At 56.0% G+C, this 2,748-nt stretch carries 3 protein-coding genes; 1 reads left to right on the top strand and 2 read right to left on the bottom strand.

From position 1 onward, the window contains the following. The coding region (locus tag AC2FLE_RS21360) for a hypothetical protein (RefSeq protein ID WP_496699620.1) at nt 1-201 on the top strand (201 nt) is incomplete at its 5' end. Between the two features lie 132 nt (nt 202-333). Here the strand turns inward: AC2FLE_RS21360 and AC2FLE_RS21355 are convergent. Beyond that, nucleotides 334-1,617 (bottom strand): glycerate kinase type-2 family protein, encoded by a 1,284-nt coding sequence (locus AC2FLE_RS21355; RefSeq protein WP_496699618.1) that lies wholly within the window; start codon nt 1,615-1,617, stop codon nt 334-336. A 7-nt stretch (nt 1,618-1,624) separates the two neighbouring features. Continuing rightward, a complete protein-coding gene (locus AC2FLE_RS21350; protein WP_496699617.1) occupies nt 1,625-2,602 on the bottom strand; it encodes an HpcH/HpaI aldolase/citrate lyase family protein in 978 nt (325 codons plus the stop codon). Nucleotides 2,603-2,748: the final 146 nt, after the last annotated feature.

Genomic DNA, 2,748 nt, shown 5'->3' with positions numbered 1-2,748 from the left:
GATCCACTGGATCAATTGCTAACCTCTTCACCTCGTCAGGCTCATAACCTGAAGGCCAAAGGTTCAAATCCTACTCCAAAAAACAACTTTAGAACGAAAATTACAAATACTTACACGCCGATCAACGCCAAACATCCCGCAAAAAATAATGCCTATATCCCTCCGTCAGAGCCTAAAACATCGCCTGTGACAATGGAATAAACGCCTCTTTTATGGCTTTGAAATCAGACTATCGCATGAATCGGACCTTTCTCGACGGATTCAGGCATTACTCTCCAATTCGACATCTCTGACGCTATATCAACCTTGATGCCCGTCAAGTTTAGCGCGCGCTCAAGCATCAGGCCCAAGCAGCAATACTTGGATATCTGCAACATTGGTTCCGGTCGCACCAGTCATCAGAAGATCACCCGATAGTCCCAATGCCCGGTGACTGTCGTTGTTTGCTAACAGCGTGGACGGATTTTGCCCCGCATCGCGGATACGATCGAATGTTCCCACATCCACAATCGCACCCGCTGCGGGGGTCGGACCATCACGGCCATCTGTTCCACCGCTGAGGAAGATCCAGTTGCCGGGAATAGCTTCCCCTTGCGCCAGTTGGGCGACGCGCAGCGCTAGTTCCTGATTGCGCCCACCAAGACCCGTACCCCGCAGCCGGACGGTTGTCTCCCCTCCGAAAAGCAGAGCGATCGGGCGGTCGGAAGCCACAGAACGGGCCGCTTGCAGAATCTGACGTGCAGCGTCGGACACGTCTCCTGTCAGTGCTTTGGATGCAATTTCAGCCCGACAAAACTGCGCCGCACAGCGATGCGCAGCCTCAAGGCTTATCGTGTTCGACCCGATCAGATGATTTGTCGCTTCAACTGCTATCGTCTGTTCAGGAACGCTGTGTTCTAGATGGTCCCGCACGGATTGGGGCAGACGCTTCCAGATGCCAGCCCCAATGCAGATCCTGCGGGCATCGGCTTGGGTTCCGATGGGTGGAGAAGTGGGGCCGCTGGCAACGGCACGCAGGTCATCTCCGATCACATCCGACAGAATATAGGCTGTGACCGGTGCAGGTGAACCGTGCCGCAGAAACCCTCCGCCCTTGAGCTGGCTCAGATGCTGGCGCACCAGGTTCATGTGCACGATGTCCAATCCGGAAGACAACAAGAGCTCGTTGACCACAATCTTATCCGATAGGAACAATCCGTCCACAGGTGCCGGAACCAGGGCCGATCCCCCGCCAGAGATCAGCGCTATGATCTGATCTTGCTCGCGTGCTGTGCTGAGCAGATCAATGATCTGCCGACCGGCTTTGAGGCCCCGTTCGTCCGGAACGGGGTGTGCACTGTTCAACACAGTTGCACCGGGTACGACCGCTTGGTTTTCGGAATGGGTCACGGCCAGAGCGACATGATCACCCTGAACGTTTTGCAAGGCTTCCGCCATCATGGCTGGAGCGGCTTTACCAATCGCGATCAGGATGCTGCGCCCACCCTGTTTGGGCGCAGACAATGGGGCTGATTGCAGTCGTCTGCTCAGGGATACCGCCGGATCTGCCGCGGCTATGGCTTCGGCAAATATGTTGGCGGCACAATCGCGTTGAGACATGGACGATTGTAAAGTCATGAGGCGATCATGCTGCTGCGATTTGACGGGCCTTCTCAACCATAACTTCAGCTTGACGGATCGAAGCATAGTCGATCAGGCGGCCATCCAACGAAACCGCTCCCTTTCCCGCTGCTTCGGCTTCGGCCATTGCTTCGAGAATGCGTTGTGCCTTGGTGACTTCGGCGTCGCCCGGCGACATAACATCGTTTGCAAGTGAAATCTGGCTGGGATGGATGGCCCATTTGCCCTCGCAGCCTAAAACTGCCGCGCGCTTTGCGGCGGCTTTGTAGCCGTCCGGGTCTTGGAAGTCTCCAAATGGGCCGTCGATCGGGCGCAAACCATTGGCGCGGGCAGCTACAACCATACGGGCAAGCGCATAGTGCCACATATCTCCCCAATGGGTCAGGCGTCCTCCGTCCGTATCCGCGTCAGTCAGAACGGAATAATCCGGGTTAACACCGCCGATAATAGTCGTCCGTGCGCGGGTCGAGGCGGCATAGTCGGCTACGCCGAAATGCAGGCTTTCGTTACGTTTCGACGCCGCCGCGATCTCACTGACGTTCTGCATCCCTAACGCAGTTTCGATGATATGCTCGAATCCGATGCGTTTTTTGTGCCCCTTTGCATCCTCGATTTGCGTGACCATCATGTCGACGGCATAGACATCTGCCGCGGTGCCGACTTTGGGGATCATGATCAGATCAAGTCGCTCGCCAGCCTGTTCAACCACATCCACCACGTCGCGGTACATGTAATGCGTGTCGAGCCCGTTGATGCGTACCGACATGGTCTTGCTGCCCCAGTCGATGTCGTTCAGAGCCTCAATGGTGTTTTTGCGGGCTTGTTCTTTCTCGTCCGGCGCGACGGCGTCCTCCAGATCAAGGAAGATGACATCCACGTCCGATTGTGCGGCCTTTTCGAACATTCCGGGTTGGCTGCCAGGCACGGCGAGTTCGCTACGGTTTAGGCGGGCAGGAGCCTGTTCGATGGAATGAAAGCTCATGGGTTGGTGTCCTTCAGTTTACAAGTTTGGATAGATAGGGAATCTGGCGCAGAGGTTTGCGACTTCGGCTTTGACTTTGGCCTCGACCTCACCGTTACCGTCCTCGCCATTTGCGGCCAGACCGTCGACCACTTCGATGATCCAGT

Source organism: Ruegeria sp. CDSA077, from assembly GCF_059612265.1.
Note: the sequence above shows the minus strand (reverse complement) of the source record. Positions and strands in the feature narration are given on the sequence as shown.

What these genes read in the sequence shown, in the direction of transcription:
- AC2FLE_RS21350 (WP_496699617.1), bottom strand. Translation starts at nt 2,602, where the DNA reads ATGAGCTTTCATTCCATCGAACAGGCTCCTGCCCGCCTAAACCGTAGC.
- AC2FLE_RS21355 (WP_496699618.1), bottom strand. Translation starts at nt 1,617, where the DNA reads ATGACTTTACAATCGTCCATGTCTCAACGCGATTGTGCCGCCAACATA.